The sequence below is a fragment of the Rhizobium sp. 01L419 genome (assembly GCF_056400025.1).
In genome coordinates, this window is sequence record NZ_JBFTSM010000003.1 from 481,252 (window position 1) to 502,595 (window position 21,344).

A 21,344-nucleotide genomic window follows, 5' to 3' on the forward strand; every position below is an offset into this window, starting at 1 on the left:
ATCAATAGATATTTCGAGGAAAAGACGATGACGGCAGCAGAGAAGACAGACCCTGCGGCGCAGACAAACAACGGGCGCAAACGCACCGTCGATCTGCTGGCGCGCGCTGAGAGGCAGGAATTGCTGGCGGCGTGGGATGCGCTTGCCGAAAAGCCGGCGGCGCAGCCGGTGCGCGGCCCGGAAACGGGCCTCGTCATGGTTCGCGGCCGCATCGGCGGCGGCGGCGCGCCCTTCAATCTCGGCGAGGTGACAGTGACGCGCGCGACGGTGCGCCTTGCTTCCGGCTCCGTTGGCCATGCGCAGGCGCTCGGAACCGACCGCGAGAAGGCACGGCTTTCGGCGATCTTCGATGCGCTCTGGCAGGAGGAAGCCACCAAGGGCTTCGTCGAGGACAGGCTGCTGTCACCTATCGCCAGCCGCATAACCGCCGAGGCCGGTCGCAAGGCCGAGGAGACGGCCGCGACCCGCGTCGATTTCTTCACCATGGTGCGGGGAGACAACTGAATGAGCGCCAAGACCGATGTTCTGACCGGCGGCTTTGCCGAGCCGGTATTCGAGGCCCAAAGCGTGTTCAAGATGCTGATGGACGGCATGGCCCGGCCCGGCACGATCCAGACCGTCGCAGCCGAAGTGACGGCGCCCGCACCGCTCGGCATTGCCGCCGGCGCGATCGGCCTGACGCTCTGCGACCACGACACGCCCGTCTGGCTTTCGGCCGGACTTGCCAAGTCGGCGATCCCGGAATGGCTGGGCTTCCACACCAGCGCCCCGCTGACGGCCGAGAAGGCCGAGGCGCGCTTCGCCTTCGTCGAGGCCGGCACGATGATCTCCACCTTCGGCCTGTTTGCCGCCGGCACGCAGGAATATCCCGATCGCTCCACGACAGTGGTGATCGAGCTTGCCGATCTCGAAGGCGGACGCCGCCTGGCGCTGATGGGTCCGGGCATCCAGAGCGTGACCGAGATCGCGCCTGTCGGCCTGCCGGAAACGTTCCTGCGCCTCTGGACGGAAAACCGCGCCCTCTTCCCGCGCGGCATCGACATCGTGCTGACGGCGGGCAAGCGTTTCCTCTGCCTGCCGCGCACCACCAAGATCACAGCAACGGAGATCTGAGCTCATGTATGTTGCCGTCAAGGGTGGCGAGGCCGCCATCGCCAATGCTCACCGCCTGCTCGCCGACCGCCGGCGCGGCGACCGTTCCGTGCCGGCGATCGGCATCGAGCAGATCGTCGAACAGCTTGCCCTCGCCGTCGATCGCGTCATGGCCGAAGCCTCGCTCTACGACCGCACGCTCGCAGCCCTTGCCGTACGCCAGTCGCGCGGCGACATGATCGAGGCGATCTTCCTGCTGCGCGCCTACCGCACGACGCTGCCGCGCTTCGGCTATTCCAAGCCGCTCGACACCGCCAATATGCAGATCGAACGCCGCATCTCGGCCACCTACAAGGATCTTCCGGGCGGCCAGCTGCTCGGGCCCACCTTCGACTATACGCACCGCCTGCTCGATCCCTCGCTCTTGACGGATGAAGCCGTGGAAGAGCCGGCGCAGCGCGAAGCCGAGACCGGCCGCGTCATGCGCGTCTCCGAAATCCTCGGTCAGGAAGGCCTGATCGAAAATGACGGTGAGCTTCCTGAGGACCACGAAACGGGCGACCTGACGCGCGAACCGATGGAATTCCCGATGACGCGGGATCTTCGTCTGCAGGCGCTTGCTCGCGGCGACGAGGGTTTCCTGCTGGCTCTCGGCTATTCCACCCAGCGCGGCTATGGCCGCAATCACCCCTTCACCGGTGAAATCCGCATCGGGGAAGTCGAGGTGGAGTTCGATGTGCCGGAACTCGGCTTTGCCGTTTCACTTGGAACGATCCAGCTTACCGAATGCCAGATGGTCAACCAGTTCAAGGGTTCGGCCAAGGCGCCGCCGCAGTTCACCCGCGGCTATGGCCTGGTCTTCGGCCAGAGCGAGCGCAAGGCGATGGCCATGTCGCTTGTCGATCGCGCATTGCGAGCTGAAGAGCTTGGCGAGGACATCACCGCGCCGGCACAGGACGAAGAATTCGTCATTTCCCATTCCGACAATGTGCAGGCGACTGGCTTCGTCGAGCACCTGAAGCTTCCGCATTATGTGGACTTCCAGGCCGAACTCGACCTCGTCCGCCGCATGCGCCGCGAATTCGAAGCCGCCCGCAACAGCGGCGAGACCCAAAAGGAGGCAGCCGAATGAGTGATCTCGCCACCTACAATTTCGCCTATCTCGACGAACAGACCAAGCGCATGATCCGCCGCGCGATCCTGAAGGCGATCGCCATTCCCGGCTATCAGGTACCCTTTGCGTCAAGAGAAATGCCGATGCCTTACGGCTGGGGTACCGGCGGTGTGCAGGTAACAGCCTCGATCATCGGACCTGAGGACGTTCTCAAGGTCATCGACCAGGGCGCCGACGACACGACGAATGCCGTCTCCATCCGCGCCTTCTTCCAGAAGGTCGCCAATGTCGCGGTCACGACGCACACCAAGGATGCGACGATCATTCAGACACGCCACCGCATTCCTGAGGACAAGCTCGGAGCGGGCCAGGTTCTCGTCTACCAGGTGCCGATCCCGGAACCGCTGCGCTTCCTCGAACCACGCGAGACAGAAACACGCAAGATGCATGCGCTGGAAGAATACGGCCTCATGCATGTGAAGCTCTACGAGGATATCGCCCGCAACGGCCGTATCGCCACGACCTATGCCTATCCGGTCAAGGTTCATGGCCGCTATGTCATGGATCCCTCGCCGACGCCGAAATTCGATAATCCGAAGATGCACAGGTCGGAAGCGCTGCAGCTTTTCGGCGCCGGGCGCGAAAAGCGCATCTATGCCGTGCCGCCCTATACCGACGTCGTCAGCCTGGACTTCGAGGACCATCCCTTCGAGATCCAGCGCTTCGGCAAGCCTTGTGCGCTGTGTGGCGCCGAGGAGGTCTACCTCGACGAGGTGATCCTCGACGACAAGGGCGGGCGCATGTTCGTCTGCTCCGATACCGACCATTGCGAAGACCGCCGCGCGCACGGACATGCCGGCGAAATGCTGGCCCGGGAGGCTGCAGAATGACCGATATACCGCTTCTCAAAGTCAATGACCTCTCGAAGTTCTACGGCAACCGCATCGGCTGCCGGAATGTCTCCTTCGAGCTCTGGCCCGGCGAAGTGCTCGCCATCGTCGGCGAATCCGGCTCTGGCAAGACGACGCTGCTCAACTGCATCTCCACCCGGCTGATGCCGACCACCGGCAGCGTCGAGTATCATATGCGCGACGGCAACTATCGCGACCTCTACCACATGAGCGAAGCCGAGCGCCGCTTCCTGATGCGGACGGACTGGGGCTTCGTGCACCAGAACCCGGCCGACGGGCTGCGCATGACGGTCTCTGCCGGCGCCAATGTCGGCGAGCGGCTGATGGCGATCGGCGACCGGCATTACGGCAAGATCCGCTCCACGGCCATCGACTGGCTGGAGCGTGTCGAGATCGACACCGGCCGTATCGACGACCAGCCGCGCGCTTTCTCCGGCGGCATGCGCCAGCGGCTGCAGATCGCCCGCAATCTCGTGACCGGCCCGCGCCTCGTCTTCATGGATGAGCCGACCGGCGGTCTCGATGTCTCGGTGCAGGCACGTCTGCTCGATCTCGTGCGCGGTCTCGTCAACGATCTCGGCCTCTCGGCCATCATCGTCACCCACGATCTCGCGGTCGCCCGCCTTCTCTCGCACCGCATGATGGTGATGAAGGACGGCTTCGTCATCGAGCAGGGTCTGACCGACCGGGTGCTGGACGACCCGCGCGAGCCCTATACCCAGCTCCTCGTTTCCTCGATCCTGCAGGTTTAAATCATGGCAACGCCTCTCGTCGTTTCAGAAGTCGCCAAGAGCTTCATCATGCACCTGCGCGACGGCCTCAAGCTGCCGGTCGTTTCCGATGTCACCTTCTCGGTTGCATCGGGCGAATGCGTCGTGCTTGGCGGCCCCTCGGGCATCGGCAAAAGCTCGCTGCTCAAGATGATCTACGGCAATTATGCCGTCGATACCGGACAAATCCTCGTCGACCACAAGGGCAAGATCGTCGACCTCGCCGCCGCCGACCCGCGCACCATTCTCGACGTGCGGCGCCGGACGCTCGGCTATGTCAGCCAGTTTCTACGCACCGTGCCGCGCGTTGCGGCGATCGACGTGGTCGCCGAGCCGCTGCTCGCACGTGGTGAAGCCGCCGCCAGCGCCAGGGAAAAAGCCGCGGCGCTGCTTGAAAAACTCAACCTGCCGGAAGCGCTCTGGCAGCTGCCGCCCGCCACCTTCTCCGGCGGCGAGCAGCAGCGCGTCAATATCGCCCGCGGCTTCATCACCGATCACACGATCCTGCTGCTCGACGAGCCGACCGCTTCGCTCGACGCCAGGAACCGTGCCGTCGTCGTCGGCATGATCGAGGAAAAGAAGAAGGCGGGCGTCGCCCTGCTCGGCATCTTCCACGATGAGGAGGTGCGCGAGGCAGCCGCTGACCGCATTCTGGACGTCCAGCAATTCTCTCCCCGAAAGGCGATCGCAGCATGAGCCGCAAGCTGGGCATCGAGCCCTATTTCCACGAGACCGCCTCCGTCTCCAATTCGAGCTTCGGCCGCTATACGGAAGTCTCCGAGCGTTGCCGGATCAGCGAAGTGGAGTTCGGCGACTATTCCTACATCATGCAGGACGGCTCCATCTGGTGCGCGACGATCGGCAAGTTCGTCAACATCGCCGCTGCGGTGCGTATCAACGCTACCAATCATCCGACCTGGCGCGCGACGCTGCACCACTTCACCTATCGCGCCGTCGATTACTGGCCGGATGCCGACATGGAGACGGAGTTCTTCGAATGGCGCCGCTCAAACCGCGTCGTAATCGGCAACGATGTCTGGATCGGCCATGGCGCTACGATCCTGCCGGGCGTGACCGTCGGCAACGGCGCCGTCATCGGCGCTGGTGCAGTCGTCTCCAAGGATGTCGCTCCCTACACGATCGTGGGCGGCGTGCCGGCCAAACTCATCCGCGAACGCTTCCCGAAAGAGGTTGGCGAGCGCATGGACAGGCTTGCCTGGTGGGACTGGGAACACGACCGGCTGCGCGACGCACTGGCGGATTTCCGGGCGCTCGGAGCCGAAGACTTCCTCTCCCGCTATGGTGGCTGAGCTCAATGCTGCGGTGCAGAGTTTTGTGACAGGACTTACACAAAACTGACATGCGAGGTTCATGAAGCGGGACTAATGCGATCCCAGAGCAAGCCTGCAATGCGAAGGAAGAGCATGATGTTCGAGCTGAAGAATGTCACACGCCGGTTCGGAAAGAAGCTCGCTGTCGATTCCGTAACGCTGGACATTCCTCAGGGCCAGATGGTCGGGATCATCGGCCGTTCGGGCGCCGGCAAGTCCACCCTCCTGCGCATGATCAACCGCCTGCAGGAACCCTCCTCCGGCACCATCCATTTCGGTGGTGTCGAGGTTTCCGGCCTTCGCGGTCAGCCACTGCGCAACTGGCAGCGCGACTGCGCGATGATTTTCCAGCAGTTCAATCTCGTGCCGCGTCTCGACGTGCTGACCAACGTCATGCTCGGCCGCCTGAACCACCGCTCGACGATCCTCAGCCTGCTCAACGTCTTCAGCCGCGAAGAGCGCATCCAGGCTATCGCCGCACTTGAGCGCCTCGGCATCGAGCAGACGGCGCTGCAGGCAGCCGGCACGCTTTCGGGCGGTCAGCAGCAGCGCGTGGCGATTGCCCGCGCGCTGATGCAGAACCCGAAGATGGTTCTGGCCGACGAGCCGATCGCCTCGCTCGACCCGCTGAATGCGAAGATCGTCATGGATGCACTGCGTGACATCAACGAGCGCGAAGGCATTACCGTCGTCACCAACCTGCACACGCTCGATACGGCCCGCAACTATTGCGAACGCATCGTCGGCATGGCAGGCGGCCGCGTCGTTTTCGACGGCAAGCCCTCCGAACTGACCTCCGAGGCCGTGAAAGAAATCTACGGCACGGACAAGGATGGCGCGGGCATCGACGAAACGATGACCTCGACCGCAATCAACATGGCTCCGGAAGGAGCCGAAAACCAATCCGCCGGCAATCAACCGCTGGCGCTGGCCGGTCTGTGAGAGGGGCGGCCGCGATCGAATGCCCGCGTCAAGGGCACATTTCTTCGTAACAAAAACGACCGGACCCCCGGTCATTCTGGAGAGAACCCATGTTGAAGAAAGCACTTTTTGCTGCAACGGCGCTTCTGTCGCTCGCAGCTGGCGCTGCCAATGCCGCTGACCTCAAGGAATTCCGCGTCGGCATCCTCGGCGGCGAAAACGAAACCGACCGCCTGCGCAACTATGCCTGCCTTGCAGACCACCTGAAGCAGGAATTCGGCTTCGAGAAGGTTTCGCTCTTCCCGGCTGCCGACTATGACGGCGTTATCCAGGGTCTCCTCGGCGGCACGCTCGACTTCGCCGAACTCGGCGCTTCCGGCTACGCGTCCGTTTACATCAAGGACTCGAAGGCTGTTACGCCGATCCTGACGACGCAGCAGAAGGACGGCTCCACGGGTTACTACTCGATCGGTCTCGCCCTGAAGTCCTCCGGCATCAAGACGATCAAGGACGCCAAGGGCAAGAAGCTCGGCTACGCCGATCCGGACTCCACCTCGGGCTACCTCGTTCCGCTGACGCAGATCCCGAAGGACACCGGCATGCCGAACGACAAGTTCTTCGCTTCCACGCAGTTCAACGGCGGTCACGAGAACAACCTGCTTGCCGCCTATGACGGCAAGGTCGATGTTGCTGTCGACGACTCTTCGGGCATCGGCGACTTCAAGGACGGCTACACCTCCGGTACCTTCCGCAAGGAAGTCGACAAGGGCGCCGTCGATCCGAACAAGCTCGTTGAAGTATGGCGTTCGCCGCTGATCCCGAACGGCCCGCTCGTCGTTCGCAACGCTCTCGGCGAAGAGTGGCAGAAGAAGCTCACCGCCTTCTTCACGGCCCTGCCGGAGAAGGACCACAAGTGCTTCGCAGCTATCGAAGGCGGCGACTACAAGGGCTACGCCCCGGTCAAGCACGACTTCTACAACGCTGTCGTAGAAGTTCGCAAGGCTGCTATCGGCGGCTGATTGCGCCATCCGTATGCGGGGCGGCCGGCGACGGCCGCCCTTTTCTTATGACTACAGCGCCGCGCGTCAGACGCGCAGAGGACGCTGTAGCACTTTAAATTGCGGCATAATTTCATCCTTAAATCGAGCCCGATTTAAGGAATTATGCAGTGGGCGAGGCGTTCATGACTATTGCCGATACACAGCCGCATGTGCCGACGCAGAGCACGAAGGAAATCGCCACCGCTTGGGACAAGATGATCGCCAGACGGCGTTTCTACACCATCCTCGGCCTGGTGATCCTCATCGCCGCCTTCGTCAGCTCCGTACGCTTTGCCGACGAGAGCAATGCCGGTCACTTCTTCGACCGCCTGCCGCATCTGTTCGACTTCCTGAGCTGGCTTATCCCGAAAGACTGGACCGATGTCTGGCGCGCGCTTTTCGATATTGCGAGCCCGAACGACAAGGGTGGCGAGGAATTCAACTTCGCCAATGGCCGTGTCTATGTCTGGGGCAGCTTCTACATTCCCGAATATTTCGAGCTGATGATCATCACGATCAATATCGCGCTCGTCTCGACCATCATCGCCTTCGTCTTCGCCGTTCCGCTCAGCTTCTTTGCGGCGCGTAATCTGACGAAGAATTGGCCGCTGCGCATCTTTACCAAGCGCATCATGGAATTCCTGCGCGCCTTCCCGGAAATCGTTATCGCCGGCCTGTTTTCGGCGATCCTTTCGATCGGACCGGTGGCGGCCATCATCGCGATCACGCTCCATACGATCGGCGCGCTCGGCAAGCTCTTCTACGAAGTCGCTGAAAACATCGACATGAAATCGGACGAGGGTATGCGTGCGGTCGGCGCGAACTGGCTGGAGCGCGTGCGTTTCGCCGCGCTGCCGCAGGTCATGCCGAACTATGCGTCCTATGCGCTGCTGCGCCTCGAGATCAACGTACGTGCATCGACCATCATCGGCGCCGTCGGCGGCGGCGGTATCGGTGAAGAGCTCAAGCTCTCCATTTCCCGTGGCTTCGGCGCGAAGACCGTGGCCCTGGTGCTGCTGCTCTTCATCACGATCGTCGCTGTCGACCAGTTCTCTGCCTGGCTGCGCCGCCGTCTCGTCGGCGAACACGCCTTCCTCCTGCAACATTGAGGCTGCCATGACGGTCATCGACGCAAACCGCATGCATGAGATCGAAACGCGTTATCCGGAATATTTTCACAAGTCCTTCCGCCAGCGTTTCGGCGGCCTGCTCATTGTCCTCGCGACAATCCTCTACGGCATCTATGCCGTCTGGTTCTTCGACCTGCCGAAGCTCATCGCCGAAGCCCATTGGGAACGCTTCGGCATCTATATGAGCCAGTGGATCAGCTATGACGTGCAGCCGGAATTCCGTATCCAGGACGATGGCACGATCCAGACGCGCTACCCGCGCTTCTCACCGCTTGGCGACGATCCTCATCCGGATTGGCTGAAAGCCAATGCGGATGGCAGCATCACGGTTCTCGTCAGCGGCAGCGGTCGCACGGTGACGGTCAGCAAGAGCCAGACGACGATCGTTGCCCATGGCATGACGGTGCCGGTCGATGTTTCCAGCGGCGCGCCGAAAGTCGTCGGTCCGGTTCCAGGCTGGATGACGGTCTATGACGACAACGTGCTCGCCAATCTTGGATTTGCAGGGGATGTCAGCATTTCCGTCGACCGTGTGAAGGTGCGCAAGCGCTTCATCGGCTGGGCGAATTTCGTCTTCGATACTCAGTCGCCGTTCTTCGACAAGCCGGTAGGCGAGGTCATCAGTCTCATCGTCTCCGGCCCGCGGATCCATCCCGACCAGTCGAACCTGTCGCTTGCCTTCGACAATATCTGGAACAACAGCGAATGGCAGCACGGCGATGTCTGGACCAAGCTGTTCCAGACGATCGTGATGGCTTTCCTGGGCACGCTGCTCGGTTCGCTTGCCGCCTTCCCGCTCGCCTTCATGGCGGCGCGCAACATCACGCCGAACCGGCTTCTCAACCAGGTGCTGAAGCGCTTCTTCGACTTCCTGCGTTCGGTCGACATGCTGATCTGGGCGCTGTTCCTGACGCGCGCCTTCGGCCCCGGTCCTCTCGCCGGTTCCGGCGCCATCTTCCTCACGGAGACAGGCACGCTCGGCAAGCTGTACTCGGAAGGTCTCGAAAACATCGACAACAAACCGCGCGAAGGTGTGAAGTCGACGGGCGCCTCGACCGTGCTGGTGCATCGTTATGGCATTATGCCGCAGATCGTTCCCGTCATCGTCAGCCAGACGCTCTATCAGTGGGAATCGAACGTACGTGGCGCGACGATCATCGGTGCCGTTGGTGCCGGCGGTATCGGGCTCAAACTCTGGGAAGCCATGCGCACCAATTCCAATTGGGAAAACGTCGCCTACATGGTCATCCTCATCCTGATCGTGGTCTTCCTGTTCGACATGGCTTCGAACGCGCTTCGCCAACGGTTGATGGGTGCCAAGCCCGGTCATTGACGTCAAAGTAAAAGATGATGGCGGCCCTGCCGTCATCATCATTCTGTCATGGAAATCTTTTAGCCGGAGCGTGCTTGCGGTTCGCCGCCAAATCACTGCACATTGCGCTCCCCGTTCGGACGATCTCCAGGATAAAAGCCTTGCGCTACGCTCTCTATTTTTCGCCGCCTAAGGATGATCCCCTGACCGGCGCGGCCTCCGTCTGGCTCGGCCGCGATGCCTTTACCGACGAGGCCTATCCTGCGCCTGCGTACGAGACGCTGCCGGCTGGCGAACAATTCGAACTGACGGCAGACCCGCGCCGCTATGGCTTCCATGCGACGATCAAGGCGCCCTTCGAGCTTGCCTCCTCCGTGACCGAAAAGGACCTGATGGCGGTCGTCGAAGATTTCACCGCCAACACGCCGGCCTTTGAAATCCCCGAACTGGTGCTCGGCCAGCTCGGTCGCTTCTTTGCGCTTGTGCCGGGTTCGCTGCACCAACCGCTTCAGGATTTCGCGGCAAAGGTGGTAAAGTCTTTCGAGCCATTTCGGGCGGCACTCTCCGAGGCCGATATTATCAGGCGCAAACCGGAAAGGCTCTCTGAGAGCCAGCGCAATAATCTCATGCGCTGGGGCTATCCATATGTCATGGATGACTTCGGCTTCCACATGACGCTGACCGGCCAGGTGCCGGAAGAGCGCGCGGAAGTGATGAAGGCGATCCTGACGGAGCGTTTCGCAGGTTTCACCGGCAGGCCGCTTCGCATTTCCGGCCTTGCCGTCTTTCGTGAGGAGGCGCGCGGCGCGCCTTTCAAAGTCCACACATGGCTGCCTCTTGCTGGCGCCAGAAGCTGAAAGATTTTCTGACATGAGCAAAGAAACCGTTCTTTCAAACGCCCGGATCGTTCTCGAAGACGATATTCTTTCGGGCTCCATTCTCATCCGTGACGGCAAGATCGCCGATATTTCGAACGGCAATTCGGTAGCCGGCGAAGACTTTGAGGGCGACTACATCATTCCAGGCCTCGTCGAGCTGCACACCGACCACCTGGAAGGCCACTATTCGCCGCGTCCGGGCATTCGCTGGAACAAGACGGCGGCCATACAGGCCCATGATGCGCAGATCGTCACCTCGGGCATCACCACGGTCTTCGACTGCCTGCGCATGGGTGCTGACGAAGACGGCGGCTTCGAACATGGCGAGATGCGCGAGATGGCCGACGCCATCCAGTCCGCTGAAAAGGAAGGGCGTCTGCGCGCCGAACACCTGATCCATCTGCGCTGCGAGGTCTCGGCCGACAACGTGCTGCAGCACTTCGCCGATTTCGAGAACGACCCCTATGTCCGTCTCGTTTCGCTGATGGACCATGCGCCCGGCCAGCGTCAGTTCCAGACGATGGACCAGTACATCTTTTACTATCAGAAGAAGCGCGGGCTCACGGACGAGGAGTTCGCCCGTTTCTGCGCCAGACGCATCGCTGAATCCGATCGCAATTCGACGCCAAATCGGGACGCGATCTCCAAGGTCTGCGCCGAACGCGGCATCACCGTCGCCAGCCACGACGATGCCACATCTGTCCATGTCGATGAGGCGATCGAAAACGGCGTACGCCTGGCCGAATTCCCGACCAGCATCGACGCAGCCCGGCTGTCGCATGAAAACGGCATGAGCGTGCTCATGGGCGCGCCGAACATCGTGCGCGGCAAATCGCATTCCGGCAATATCGCCGCGCGTGATCTGGCGCAGCTCGGCGTTCTCGATGTGCTTTCGTCCGACTATGTGCCGCTCAGCCTGCTGCATGCGCCCTTCATTCTTGCCGACGAGGTGGAGGGCATTACGTTATCGAAGGCAATTGCAATGGTGACGGCCACGCCAGCACGCACCGTCAGCCTCAACGATCGCGGCCGCATCGAAACCGGCCTGCGTGCCGATCTCGTTCGTGTGCACCGCTCGCATGGCGTGCCGGTGACACGTTCCGTCTGGCGTGAAGGACGCCGTGTCGCATGATGATGTCACACGAACCCCATCCGGGCGCCGGCGCCGAACACGGCATCATGGTCGTCGTCGTCGGCCCGAGCGGTGCCGGCAAGGACACGCTGATGAACCTTGCCGCCCGGCATTTCGAACGCCGTGAAGACGTGCATTTCGCCCGCCGCGTCATCACCCGCCACGGCGATGCCGGCGGAGAGGATCATCTCGCAGTTTCGGATGCCGGATTCGCCTCGATGGAGCAGGCCGGCGCCTTTGCCGTCTGGTGGGAGGCGCATGGTCTCAAATACGCCATTCCGGCAGAGGTTTCCGTCGCCCTTTCCAAGGGCCACATTGTCGTTGCGAACGGTTCGCGCTCGGCGCTGCACCGTTTCCAGGCCGCGTTTCCGCGGCTGAAGGTCATCAATGTGACGGCCCGCCCGGAAGTGCTCGCCGGCCGGCTCGAGGCTCGCGGCCGCGAGACGCATGAGGATATCATGGCCCGTCTTGCGCGCGGCCCGCTGACCGTGCGTGGCGATTATGATGTCGTGGAATTGGACAATAGTGACTCGCTTGAGGAGGCCGAACGCAGGATGATCGATCTCCTGGACGGCTTCCTGAAGGAAATCGCCTGAACGAGACAAAGGATATGAGAATGGCCATTCACGTCGTCGACTACGACCCGGAATGGCCGTCTCTCTTCCGTCAGATCGTCGGCGATCTCGAGCCGTTGTTTACCGGTCTCCATCCGATCTTTCATCACGTTGGCAGCACGTCCGTCCCCGGACTGGCCGCCAAGCCGAAGATCGACCTGCACGCAGCCTTTGCGAGCGCGGATGTCCTTCCCGAGGCGATCGAACGCGCGCAAGCGCTTGGCGCCTTCACCTTTCACGGTGACAAATACCAGCAACAGACCTGGACCTTCACCAGCGGCAAGGGCTCACACGGCGCCCGGCTCTATCTCTGCTCGGCTGACAATGCCGTGTTGCGAGACCGGATCGCTTTTCGGGATTATCTCCGCTCCCATCCAGAAAGAGCGAACGCCTATGCCGCCCTCAAGCTGAAGCTCATGGACGAGGCGAATGACGATTGGGATTATTATACCGGGGGCAAGCGCAACTTCGTGCTGGAGACGTTGCGGCTGGCTTCTGAGAAGCAGTAACCAGCCGCGCTCCGATTATTCGTTATCGCCGCGGCCTGAGACGATCTCGCGTTTGCCGACATGGTTTGCCGGGCCGACCAGCCCTTCCTTCTCCATGCGCTCGACGAGCGAGGCCGCTCTGTTATAGCCGATGCCCAGACGGCGCTGGATGTAGGACGTCGAGCACTTCTTGTCGCGCATGACGACCTTGACGGCCTGCTGGTAAAGCTCGTCGCCATCCTCGGCGCCCATGGCGCTCTTGTCGAAGACGGCGCCGTCCTCTTCATCCTCGCCTTCCTCTTCCTCGCCGGCCGTGACCGTATCGAGATATTCCGGCCGACCCTGCGTCTTCAGATGCGCCACAACCTTCTCGACTTCCGCGTCGGAAACAAAGGGGCCGTGGACACGGGAAATGCGGCCGCCGCCCTGCATATGCAGCATGTCGCCCTGGCCGAGGAGCTGTTCAGCGCCCTGTTCGCCAAGGATCGTGCGGCTGTCGATCTTCGAGGTGACCTGGAAGGAAATGCGGGTCGGGAAGTTCGCCTTGATCGTGCCGGTAATGACATCGACCGAGGGACGCTGCGTCGCCATGATGAGGTGGATGCCGGCGGCACGCGCCATCTGGGCGAGACGCTGGATCGCGCCTTCGATCTCCTTGCCGGCAACCATCATCAGGTCCGCCATTTCGTCGACGATGACGACGATATAGGGCATCGGCGCGAGATCCAGCTCCTGCTGCTCCTCGATCGGCGCACCCGTCTGCCGGTCGAAGCCGACCTGGACCATGATATGGATGGTCTCGCCCTTTTCGCGGGCCTGGGAGACGCGGCCATTATAGCCGTCGATGTTGCGCACGCCGAGGCGCGACATCTTGCGATACCGCTCCTCCATCTCGCGCACGGCCCATTTCAGCGCCATGACGGCCTTCTTGGGATCGGTGACAACAGGCGTCAGCAGGTGCGGAATGCCGTCATAGACGGAGAGTTCGAGCATCTTCGGATCGACCATGATGAGGCGGCACTGCTCCGGGCTCATGCGGTAGAGCAGTGACAGGATCATCGTGTTGATGGCGACGGATTTGCCCGAACCGGTCGTACCGGCGACCAGCAAATGCGGCATCTTGGCAAGTTCGGCGATCACGGGTTCGCCACCGATGGTCTTTCCGAGGCCGAGCGCCAGCTTGTACCCGCTCTTGTCGAAATCCTCGCTCTCGATCATCTCGCGGAAATAGACGGTTTCGCGCGTCGCATTCGGCAGTTCGATGCCGATGACGTTGCGGCCGGGAACGACAGCCACACGGGCCGATAGTGCCGACATGGAGCGGGCGATATCATCCGCAAGCCCGATGACGCGGGAGGATTTCACACCCGGTGCCGGCTCGAATTCATAGAGTGTAACGACCGGACCGGGGCGGACATGGATGATCTCACCCTTGACGCCGAAATCCTCCAGAACGCTTTCCAGGAGGCCGGCATTCTGCTCGAGCGTTTCCTGCGACATGATCTCGCCGAGCCGTTCCGGCGGCTCCTGCAGCAGGGCGCGCGGCGGGAATTCGTAGCCGGAAGCGTCGATCTTATCGACGACAATGCGTGACGGCCGAACCGGGGACAGTGCAGGGGCGACGATCTCGACGCGGGACGCCGGCGGCACTTCTGCCGCTACCTGCTTCGGCCGGATCGCCGGAGCTTGAACCACTTGAGCCTGAACGACTGGGACTTCAACGATCGGAGCCTGGACCACCGGAGTTGTGACAACCGGCTTCTCGGCAACGCGGGCTACCGGCGACCGTGCGGGGCGGACCGGCGCGGAGGAAACGGGCAGCGCGACGCGCGGCGTTACCGGCGCCGGATTATGCCGACCCGGGCGCCATTCCATGATGCGGAAGCGTGAGGTGATCGATTCGGGCTCAGCATGCTGCTGCAATGCGATGACCGGGGTACGCGACGGCTCGGCATCCGTCTCTTCGAAGGCCATAACCTCCCAGAAGGCGAAATCCGAAATGGAGGAAAGCTCCGCCGCAGCCCGCAAGGTCGTTTCGATGGGAGCCATGGCGACGGGCTGCGGCTGAGGTTCAGGCTGCGGCGCGACGACCGGCTCGGTCACTTCGGGCAGATAGATGTCGAATGGCACGTTCACCATGATCGGCGCGCGCATCTGCGGCGCTGCTACGGGTCGCGGTGCCGGCACTACCACGGCCTGCGGGGCCGGAGGAACAACGATTTCCTCACGAAGCTGCTTCTCCGGCGCATGGCGCTTGCTGATCAGCGTTTCAGGCGTGCGCGTGAAACGGACATTCGGGGCGAGCGAGAAATTGCTCTGCCAGAGCGGCGGAACCGGTTTTTCGCCTTCATACTCCAGGGGCGCATTTTCCGCGGGATGTTCGTCTTCAAGTCCGGCAGAAAAATCTCCGGCATCCGTCAAATTGGTTCTTGGAAAACGCATGCGACAGCTACTCACTCATGCCTAATAATTTCTGACATCCCTCCGGATAGAAAATGAAGGTTAATAAGTTCCTTCCAACCGTCTCGTTCCGGGACGGCCAAAAAGACGAAACCTCATTGGTTTCAGATATTTGACTCTTCAGGAAAAATCTTTGGGGTAATCTGACGAAGCGCCTAAAGCGCGTCGCGATCTTTCAGATTCGCTGCCACACTTTAGGCTTTCGTTTTCGCATATCGTTACCGCAAAACGGCTGCAGTTTTGCGCGACATGCCTCAGTGCGCTTCGTCCCAATTGGAAGCCGCGCGTGCATCGACCCGAAGCGGCACGCGCATTTCAAGCGCCGGCGAGGTGGCGTTTTCCATGACCGAGACGATGATCGGCATCGCCTTTTCGACATCCTCGTCCTCGACCTCGAAGATCAATTCGTCGTGCACCTGCAAGAGCATGCGCACCCGATCGGCAAGCCCGGCCTCGGCGAGCGCCGGCTCGATCTTGATCATGGCGCGGCGGATGACGTCGGCCGCGGAACCCTGGATCGGCGCGTTGATGGCAGCACGTTCGTTGAAGGCGCGCACCGAAGGATTCGACGAGCGGATTTCCGGATAATTGATTCGGCGGCCGAAGATCGTTTCGACATAGCCCTTGTCACGGGCCATCTGCTTGCGGCTCTCCATGTAATCGCGGATGCCGGGGAAGCGTTCGAAATACTTCTTGATGTAGTCGCCGGCCTCCGAGCGCTCGATGGAAAGCTGGTTGGCAAGGCCGAAGGCGGAGATGCCGTAGATGATGCCGAAGTTGATGGCCTTGGCGCGACGGCGCACCTCGCCCGGCATGCCTTCGACGGGCACACCGAACATTTCGGAAGCGGTCATCGCGTGGATGTCGATGCCGTCTTCGAAGGCACGCACGAGCTGGGGGATTTCGGCGACATGGGCGAGTACGCGCAGCTCGATCTGGCTGTAGTCGGCCGAGATCAGCTTGTGGCCGGGTGACGAAATGAAGGCGGTACGGATCTTGCGACCTTCGGCGGTGCGGACCGGAATGTTCTGGAGGTTCGGCTCCGAGGAAGAAAGACGGCCTGTTGTCGTCGATGCCAGCGAATAGGAGGTATGTACCCGTTTCGTCTCCGGATGGATGTAACCCGGAAGCGCATCCGTATAGGTCGACTTCAGCTTGGTGAGCTGGCGCCAGTCGACGATCTTGCGCGGCAGCTCGAAACCTGCTGCCGCCAGGTCTTCCAGCACGCTTGCCGAGGTCGACCACTGGCCGGTCTTGGTCTTGATGCCACCGGCAAGGCCCATCTTGCCGAACAGGATGTCGCCGAGCTGCTTGGGAGAGCCGATGTTGAACCTCTCGCCGGCGAGCTGATAGATTTCATCCTCGAACCTGGCTGCACCCTGGGCCAGTTCGCCCGAGAGGCGCGACAGGATCTGGCGGTCGACGGTGATGCCACGTGATTCCATCCGAGCCAGAACAGGCAGGAGCGGACGTTCCAAACGCTCATAGACGCGCGTCAGCTGCATGGCGGCAAGGCGCGGCTTCAGCACCATCCAGAGACGCAGCGTCACGTCGGCGTCTTCGGCGGCATAGTGTGTCGCGCGCTCGATATCGACGAGGTCGAAGGTGACGTTCGACTTGCCGGAGCCGGCGACATCCTTGTAGGCGATCGGCGTGTGGCCGAGGAATTTTTCTGACAGCGGGTCCATGCCGTGCGCGCCGGTTCCGGCGTCGAGCACGTAGGATATCAGCATCGTGTCGTCGAAACTCTTCGTCTCGATGCCGTAGCGCTTCATCAGCAGGTAGTCATATTTCAGGTTCTGCGCCACCTTGAGGATCGATTCATCCTCCAGCAGCGCCTTCAGCCGCGACAGCGCATCGCCCATCGGGATCTGGTTGTCGGCAAGACCGCCGCCGAGCAGGTCCCCAACGCCCGTCTTGTGGCTGACCGGCACATAGGCGGCACGAATGCGCATGCCTGTCGGATCGGTCGCATTATCGGCAATCGCAAGGGAGAAACCGACGAGCTCTGCCTGCATGGCATCGAGGGAAGTCGTTTCCGTATCGAAGGCGACGAGGCCCGTATCCTTCGCATCGGCGATCCATCGATCGAGGGTGGCAAGATCGCGGATCGTCACATAGGAAGAATGGTCGAACGGCAGGGTCGCAAAAGCCTCGGCACGCGCCTTGGCCAACTCGGCCGGCGCGAACGTGCCCTCGACCGCAGTCTTCGCCTTTGCGCGCGGCGGAACCGCGACGGCTTCGCCGCCGACGTCAGGGACAACACCGGCGACAGGCTCAGCTTCGGCCTTATCAAGATCCGGGCCATGCGCTTCAGCACCCCATTCGACCTTTACGAAGGCAGGTTCGATCTCGCTGGCGTCGCAATTACAGAATTCCGCTACACGGCGTGTCAGCGTGGTGAATTCCATGGTCTTCAAGAAGCCGATCAGTTTAGGGCCGTTCTGCGGTTCCAGGACGAGAGCGTCGAGATCGAGCTCCAGCGGCACATCGGTGCGCAGGCGCACCAGCTCTCGCGAGAGCTTTGCCTTGTCGATGTTTTCGAGGATCGTCTGGCGGCGCTTTTCCTGCTTGATCTCATGGGCGCGTTCGAGAAGCGTGTCGAGATCGCCATATTCGGCGAGAAGCTGGGCGGCCGTCTTGGGTCCGATGCCGGGAATGCCCGGAACATTGTCGACGGAATCGCCTGTCATGGCCTGCAGGTCGATCATCTTTTCCGGAGGCACACCCCATTTCTCGATGACATCGGGGATGCTGATCTGCTTGTCCTTCATGCTGTCGTACATGTGGACATTCGAGGTGACGAGCTGCATCAGATCCTTGTCGGAAGAGACGATCGTCACATCAGCGCCGGTGGCTTCGGCCAAGCGGGCATAGGTCGCGATGATATCGTCGGCCTCGAAACCTTCCGTCTCGATGCAGGGCAGATTGAAAGCGCGCGTCGCCTCGCGGATCAGACCGAATTGCGGCACCAGCTCCTCAGGCGGGGCAGAGCGGTTCGCCTTGTAGGCGTCATAGAGATCCTTGCGGAAGGTCTTCGACGAATAATCGAAAATGACGGCGAGATGGGACGGCGTGGCACCTACGTCTGTCGCGCGCGCATCCCTCAGCAGCTTCCACAGCATGTTGCAGAAACCCGAGACGGCCCCGATCGGCAAGCCGTCGGTTTTGCGCGTCAGCGGCGGCAATGCGTGAAAGGCTCGGAAGATGAAGCCCGAACCGTCGATAAGGAAGAGATGATCGCCTTTTTTCATGGCAGCATGGATAGCGCGGCGGCTTTGCGAGGTCCATATAAACTTGATTGCACAAAAGCACTCCGCCTCACCAAACTGTTACCAATTTGTAATAGGCGGTTTTTTCCGTTTCCCTTGAAAAACCACATTCTCAATCACAAATCACAGTCACCGGCGTTTGATCGCGCCGCGGGTCTGATAGCCGGCTTGTCCCCCGCCGCGTCAGGCTTGGACAAAGGCCTCATCCCCCTCTCCGGGCCTTTGTCCCCATTTTCAAGCCGCCATGGCCTTTCCTCCAGGCCATGGCGGCTTTTGTTTTTCGGCGATTCGCTCCGGCACTCAAAAATTTATGAGCTCGCGCCTATGTTTTGATGCATCGTATGCGATTTGTTGCATTGTCTACTCGACGATTTTGAGCCTAACTTACAATCATGGGATTTAATCGAATGGATTCCGGCGCCTACCTTGCCAGCCAGCTGGCCAAGGGTTTTGCCCGCTCGCTGCATCAGCGCGCGGCAGGACTTGGCTTTTCTCCCGGCCAGTTCCCAATACTGCTGGAGCTTTGGGCCGAAGACGGGTTGACCCAGAAGCAGCTTCTGGAGCGTGTCGATATCGAGCAGGCGACGATGGCCAACACGCTTTCCCGCATGGTGCGCGATGGGCTGATCGAGCGGCGCCCGCACCCCACCGACAAACGGGCCCAACTGATCTTCCTCACAGAGAAAGCCAGGGCGATGGAGGCCGAAGCCATCGACACGGCACGCGAGGCCGATCTTGCGCTGTTCAAGGGCTTCCGGACCTTCGAACGGGAACTGATGCTCGAATATATCCGGCGGCTGATCCAGAACGCCAAGGCGCTCTGAATTTATCCCGCGGCGCGCGGTTCAGCTTGAGCTTTACCGGCTGGCGCAGCGTTTAGCGTCGACGCGGGAATCGGAAAATTTGCCGCTCGAAACCGCAGTCAATTGGGTCTATCGTCCGGCCGAATTTCAGAAGGAGTGGAAATGACCGAACTAAATCCCATCCTTGCGCGTGCGGACCAGAATCTCGATTCAAGCCTCGAAAAGCTGTTCGAGCTCTTGCGCATCAAGTCGATCTCGACCGATCCGGCCTACAAGGCCGAATGCCGCGAGGCAGCCGAGTGGCTGGTGGCCTATCTCAAGACGCTGGGCTTTGATGCTTCGGTTCGCGACACGCCCGGCCACCCGATGGTTGTCGCCCATCAGGAAGGTGCCGCGGCTGACGTGCCGCATGTCCTGTTCTACGGTCACTATGACGTGCAGCCGGTCGATCCGATCGAGCTCTGGGAAAACGACCCCTTCACTCCCGCCGTCAAGGATGCCGGCAACGGCCGCAAGATCCTGACCGGCCGCGGCACTGCCGACGACAAGGGCCAGCTGATGACCTTCGTCGAGGCCTGCCGCGCCTACAAGGAAATCAACGGCGCGCTTCCCTGCCGTGTCACCATTCTTTTCGAAGGCGAGGAGGAGTCAGGCTCGCCGTCGCTGAAGCCGTTCCTCGAAGCCAATGCCGCCGAACTCAAGGCCGATTACGCCCTTGTCTGCGACACGAGCATGTGGGATCGCGATACGCCGGCAATCGCGGCTGCTCTTCGCGGCCTTGTCGGTGAAGAAATCGTGGTAACGGCTGCCGACCGCGACCTGCATTCCGGTCTGTTCGGCGGTGCCGCCGCCAACCCGATCCATATTCTCGTAGAGGCGCTTGCCGGCCTGCATGACGAGACCGGCCGCATTACGCTTAAAGGCTTCTACGACGGTGTGGAGGAAACGCCCGCCAACATCAAGGCATCCTGGGAAGCGCTCGGCAAATCGGCGGAAAACTTTCTCGGCGAAGTCGGCCTCTCCATTCCCTCAGGCGAAAAGGGCCGCTCGGTCCTGGAGCTCACCTGGGCGCGCCCGACTGCCGAGGTCAACGGCATCTGGGGCGGCTATACCGGTGAAGGCTTCAAGACTGTCATTGCCGCAAAGGCATCGGCGAAAGTCTCCTTCCGCCTCGTCGGTACGCAGGATCCGGCAGCGATCCGCGAAAGCTTCCGCAACTACGTTCGCTCGAAGATCCCGGCCGATTGCTCGGTCGAGTTCCATCCACATGGCGCCTCGCCGGCCATTCATCTTTCCTATGATTCGCCTGTTCTGACCAAGGCGCGCAATGCGCTTTCCGATGAATGGCCGAAGCCTGCCATTGTCATCGGCATGGGCGGCTCAATCCCGATCGTCGGCGATTTTCAGAAAATGCTGGGCATGGAATCCCTGCTCGTAGGCTTCGGTCTTTCCGATGACCGGATCCATTCGCCGAACGAAAAGTACGAGCTCGCCTCCTACCACAAGGGCATCCGCTCCTGGGTGCGCATCCTTGCGGCATTGAAGGCCTGAAACGAAAAAGGCGTGCCCGCGGTCTGCGCGGCACGCCATCCGAAATCTGCAAACAAAAAGGCCGGAGCAAACCGGCCTTCCGTTATCCGCCTCATCTCAGTGCCAGTACATCCGTGGTCAAAGGAGAAGCGGATAGTGCACAGCCAGAGTGATCCCGAAAGGTTTAGGGCCGGTAAACGGCCAACTCAACCAGATCGCGGAAACGGCACGACTGAACGTATGCTACATTTCCGGGCTGCGATTTCTGAAACCTTATATCGGAAGCCGTCTTTCACATTTCAAGGCGCCGTTGTGAACCTTGACAGGCGGTGTGCTGCTGCCGCGCCGCGGGCGGATCTCGTCATCCCTCAACAAAAAAGGACCCGACGCATCTGGTGATACGCCGGGCCTGATATCGATCGGCGCGTGTTGAGGGGAGACGGCCGATCTGAGCGGGACGTGAGGGGTATGTCCCGCTGCTGATAAAACTGCGGCAAAGCCTATTGGTTCCCTCACCAGGCGGAAGATATGCGGCGCTGGGGTCGC

The 21,344-nt window shown here is 61.3% G+C and carries 19 protein-coding genes; 17 read left to right on the plus strand and 2 right to left on the minus strand.

Translation table 11 applies throughout. The features are described from left to right. Positions 1 to 27 precede the first annotated feature (27 nt). The 15 genes from phnG (at position 28) to AC1DUP_RS09465 (ending at position 12,754) form a co-directional block, all read left to right on the plus strand. Positions 28 to 504 carry a phosphonate C-P lyase system protein PhnG gene (gene phnG / locus AC1DUP_RS09395; protein ID WP_477832505.1) on the plus strand — a complete coding sequence of 159 codons (477 nt, stop codon included), beginning with the start codon at positions 28 to 30 and terminating at the stop codon, positions 502 to 504. Next, positions 505 to 1,113, plus strand: a complete 609-nt coding sequence (gene phnH, locus AC1DUP_RS09400) for a phosphonate C-P lyase system protein PhnH (RefSeq protein WP_113298140.1) — start codon at positions 505 to 507, stop codon at positions 1,111 to 1,113. It abuts the gene before it with no gap. A 4-nt stretch (positions 1,114 to 1,117) separates the two neighbouring features. Further along, entirely contained in the window at positions 1,118 to 2,224 is a 1,107-nt protein-coding gene (locus AC1DUP_RS09405) for a carbon-phosphorus lyase complex subunit (protein ID WP_113507311.1), read from the plus strand. Next, complete coding sequence (locus AC1DUP_RS09410; RefSeq protein ID WP_477832506.1) at positions 2,221 to 3,096, plus strand: alpha-D-ribose 1-methylphosphonate 5-phosphate C-P-lyase PhnJ; 876 nt, start codon at positions 2,221 to 2,223, stop codon at positions 3,094 to 3,096. The genes AC1DUP_RS09405 and AC1DUP_RS09410 overlap by 4 nt, the downstream gene beginning before the upstream one ends. Beyond that, positions 3,093 to 3,869: a phosphonate C-P lyase system protein PhnK gene (gene phnK / locus AC1DUP_RS09415; RefSeq protein ID WP_113298137.1), complete on the plus strand. Its 777-nt coding sequence runs from the start codon at positions 3,093 to 3,095 to the stop codon at positions 3,867 to 3,869. The genes AC1DUP_RS09410 and phnK overlap by 4 nt, the downstream gene beginning before the upstream one ends. Positions 3,870 to 3,872: 3 nt before the next feature. Next, positions 3,873 to 4,583, plus strand: a complete 711-nt coding sequence (gene phnL, locus AC1DUP_RS09420) for a phosphonate C-P lyase system protein PhnL (RefSeq protein ID WP_477832507.1) — start codon at positions 3,873 to 3,875, stop codon at positions 4,581 to 4,583. Next, a complete protein-coding gene (locus tag AC1DUP_RS09425) occupies positions 4,580 to 5,197 on the plus strand; it encodes a DapH/DapD/GlmU-related protein (protein ID WP_477832508.1) in 618 nt (205 codons plus the stop codon). Before phnL ends, AC1DUP_RS09425 begins: the two co-directional genes overlap by 4 nt. A gap of 117 nt (positions 5,198 to 5,314) precedes the next feature. Further along, positions 5,315 to 6,160, plus strand: a complete 846-nt coding sequence (phnC, locus tag AC1DUP_RS09430) for a phosphonate ABC transporter ATP-binding protein (RefSeq protein ID WP_477832509.1) — start codon at positions 5,315 to 5,317, stop codon at positions 6,158 to 6,160. A gap of 89 nt (positions 6,161 to 6,249) precedes the next feature. Further along, positions 6,250 to 7,158, plus strand: a complete 909-nt coding sequence (gene phnD / locus AC1DUP_RS09435) for a phosphonate ABC transporter substrate-binding protein (RefSeq protein WP_113507307.1) — start codon at positions 6,250 to 6,252, stop codon at positions 7,156 to 7,158. A gap of 164 nt (positions 7,159 to 7,322) precedes the next feature. Beyond that, positions 7,323 to 8,288 (plus strand): phosphonate ABC transporter, permease protein PhnE, encoded by a 966-nt coding sequence (gene phnE, locus AC1DUP_RS09440; RefSeq protein ID WP_113307288.1) that lies wholly within the window; start codon positions 7,323 to 7,325, stop codon positions 8,286 to 8,288. 7 nt (positions 8,289 to 8,295) lie between these two features. Further along, positions 8,296 to 9,642, plus strand: coding sequence for a phosphonate ABC transporter, permease protein PhnE (phnE, locus tag AC1DUP_RS09445; protein WP_477832510.1), 1,347 nt, complete (start codon positions 8,296 to 8,298; stop codon positions 9,640 to 9,642). 140 nt (positions 9,643 to 9,782) lie between these two features. Then, entirely contained in the window at positions 9,783 to 10,478 is a 696-nt protein-coding gene (locus AC1DUP_RS09450; protein WP_477832511.1) for a DUF1045 domain-containing protein, read from the plus strand. A gap of 13 nt (positions 10,479 to 10,491) precedes the next feature. Beyond that, complete coding sequence (locus tag AC1DUP_RS09455; protein WP_113298130.1) at positions 10,492 to 11,631, plus strand: alpha-D-ribose 1-methylphosphonate 5-triphosphate diphosphatase; 1,140 nt, start codon at positions 10,492 to 10,494, stop codon at positions 11,629 to 11,631. Continuing rightward, complete coding sequence (gene phnN / locus AC1DUP_RS09460) at positions 11,631 to 12,227, plus strand: phosphonate metabolism protein/1,5-bisphosphokinase (PRPP-forming) PhnN (RefSeq protein WP_113298586.1); 597 nt, start codon at positions 11,631 to 11,633, stop codon at positions 12,225 to 12,227. Before AC1DUP_RS09455 ends, phnN begins: the two co-directional genes overlap by 1 nt. Positions 12,228 to 12,247: 20 nt before the next feature. Then, the gene (locus tag AC1DUP_RS09465) at positions 12,248 to 12,754 is read left to right on the plus strand and encodes a GrpB family protein (protein ID WP_477832512.1); all 507 of its coding nucleotides are present in this window, start codon (positions 12,248 to 12,250) and stop codon (positions 12,752 to 12,754) included. Between the two features lie 15 nt (positions 12,755 to 12,769). Here the strand turns inward: AC1DUP_RS09465 and AC1DUP_RS09470 are convergent, their stop codons facing one another. Together AC1DUP_RS09470 and polA are read right to left on the minus strand one after the other, a co-directional pair. Next, positions 12,770 to 15,175 carry a DNA translocase FtsK gene (locus tag AC1DUP_RS09470; RefSeq protein WP_477832513.1) on the minus strand — a complete coding sequence of 802 codons (2,406 nt, stop codon included), beginning with the start codon at positions 15,173 to 15,175 and terminating at the stop codon, positions 12,770 to 12,772. A gap of 272 nt (positions 15,176 to 15,447) precedes the next feature. Further along, positions 15,448 to 18,447 carry a DNA polymerase I gene (gene polA, locus AC1DUP_RS09475; protein WP_477832514.1) on the minus strand — a complete coding sequence of 1,000 codons (3,000 nt, stop codon included), beginning with the start codon at positions 18,445 to 18,447 and terminating at the stop codon, positions 15,448 to 15,450. A 425-nt stretch (positions 18,448 to 18,872) separates the two neighbouring features. Here polA and AC1DUP_RS09480 point away from each other — a divergent pair, with 425 nt between their 5' ends. Together AC1DUP_RS09480 and AC1DUP_RS09485 are read left to right on the plus strand one after the other, a co-directional pair. Further along, the gene (locus tag AC1DUP_RS09480) at positions 18,873 to 19,289 is read left to right on the plus strand and encodes a MarR family transcriptional regulator (RefSeq protein ID WP_113298126.1); all 417 of its coding nucleotides are present in this window, start codon (positions 18,873 to 18,875) and stop codon (positions 19,287 to 19,289) included. 141 nt (positions 19,290 to 19,430) lie between these two features. Continuing rightward, positions 19,431 to 20,819: a dipeptidase gene (locus AC1DUP_RS09485; protein WP_477832515.1), complete on the plus strand. Its 1,389-nt coding sequence runs from the start codon at positions 19,431 to 19,433 to the stop codon at positions 20,817 to 20,819. The last annotated feature ends 525 nt before the right edge of the window (positions 20,820 to 21,344 follow it).

Excerpts from the sequence above, each read along its gene's own strand:
- phnG (WP_477832505.1), top strand. The coding sequence starts at position 28 with ATGACGGCAGCAGAGAAGACAGACCCTGCGGCGCAGACAAACAACGGG.
- phnH (WP_113298140.1), top strand. The coding sequence starts at position 505 with ATGAGCGCCAAGACCGATGTTCTGACCGGCGGCTTTGCCGAGCCGGTA.
- AC1DUP_RS09405 (WP_113507311.1), top strand. The coding sequence starts at position 1,118 with ATGTATGTTGCCGTCAAGGGTGGCGAGGCCGCCATCGCCAATGCTCAC.
- AC1DUP_RS09410 (WP_477832506.1), top strand. The coding sequence starts at position 2,221 with ATGAGTGATCTCGCCACCTACAATTTCGCCTATCTCGACGAACAGACC.
- phnK (WP_113298137.1), top strand. The coding sequence starts at position 3,093 with ATGACCGATATACCGCTTCTCAAAGTCAATGACCTCTCGAAGTTCTAC.
- phnL (WP_477832507.1), top strand. The coding sequence starts at position 3,873 with ATGGCAACGCCTCTCGTCGTTTCAGAAGTCGCCAAGAGCTTCATCATG.
- AC1DUP_RS09425 (WP_477832508.1), top strand. The coding sequence starts at position 4,580 with ATGAGCCGCAAGCTGGGCATCGAGCCCTATTTCCACGAGACCGCCTCC.
- phnC (WP_477832509.1), top strand. The coding sequence starts at position 5,315 with ATGTTCGAGCTGAAGAATGTCACACGCCGGTTCGGAAAGAAGCTCGCT.
- phnD (WP_113507307.1), top strand. The coding sequence starts at position 6,250 with ATGTTGAAGAAAGCACTTTTTGCTGCAACGGCGCTTCTGTCGCTCGCA.
- phnE (WP_113307288.1), top strand. The coding sequence starts at position 7,323 with ATGACTATTGCCGATACACAGCCGCATGTGCCGACGCAGAGCACGAAG.
- phnE (WP_477832510.1), top strand. The coding sequence starts at position 8,296 with ATGACGGTCATCGACGCAAACCGCATGCATGAGATCGAAACGCGTTAT.
- AC1DUP_RS09455 (WP_113298130.1), top strand. The coding sequence starts at position 10,492 with ATGAGCAAAGAAACCGTTCTTTCAAACGCCCGGATCGTTCTCGAAGAC.
- phnN (WP_113298586.1), top strand. The coding sequence starts at position 11,631 with ATGATGTCACACGAACCCCATCCGGGCGCCGGCGCCGAACACGGCATC.
- AC1DUP_RS09465 (WP_477832512.1), top strand. The coding sequence starts at position 12,248 with ATGGCCATTCACGTCGTCGACTACGACCCGGAATGGCCGTCTCTCTTC.
- AC1DUP_RS09470 (WP_477832513.1), bottom strand. The coding sequence starts at position 15,175 with ATGCGTTTTCCAAGAACCAATTTGACGGATGCCGGAGATTTTTCTGCC.
- polA (WP_477832514.1), bottom strand. The coding sequence starts at position 18,447 with ATGAAAAAAGGCGATCATCTCTTCCTTATCGACGGTTCGGGCTTCATC.
- AC1DUP_RS09480 (WP_113298126.1), top strand. The coding sequence starts at position 18,873 with ATGGATTCCGGCGCCTACCTTGCCAGCCAGCTGGCCAAGGGTTTTGCC.
- AC1DUP_RS09485 (WP_477832515.1), top strand. The coding sequence starts at position 19,431 with ATGACCGAACTAAATCCCATCCTTGCGCGTGCGGACCAGAATCTCGAT.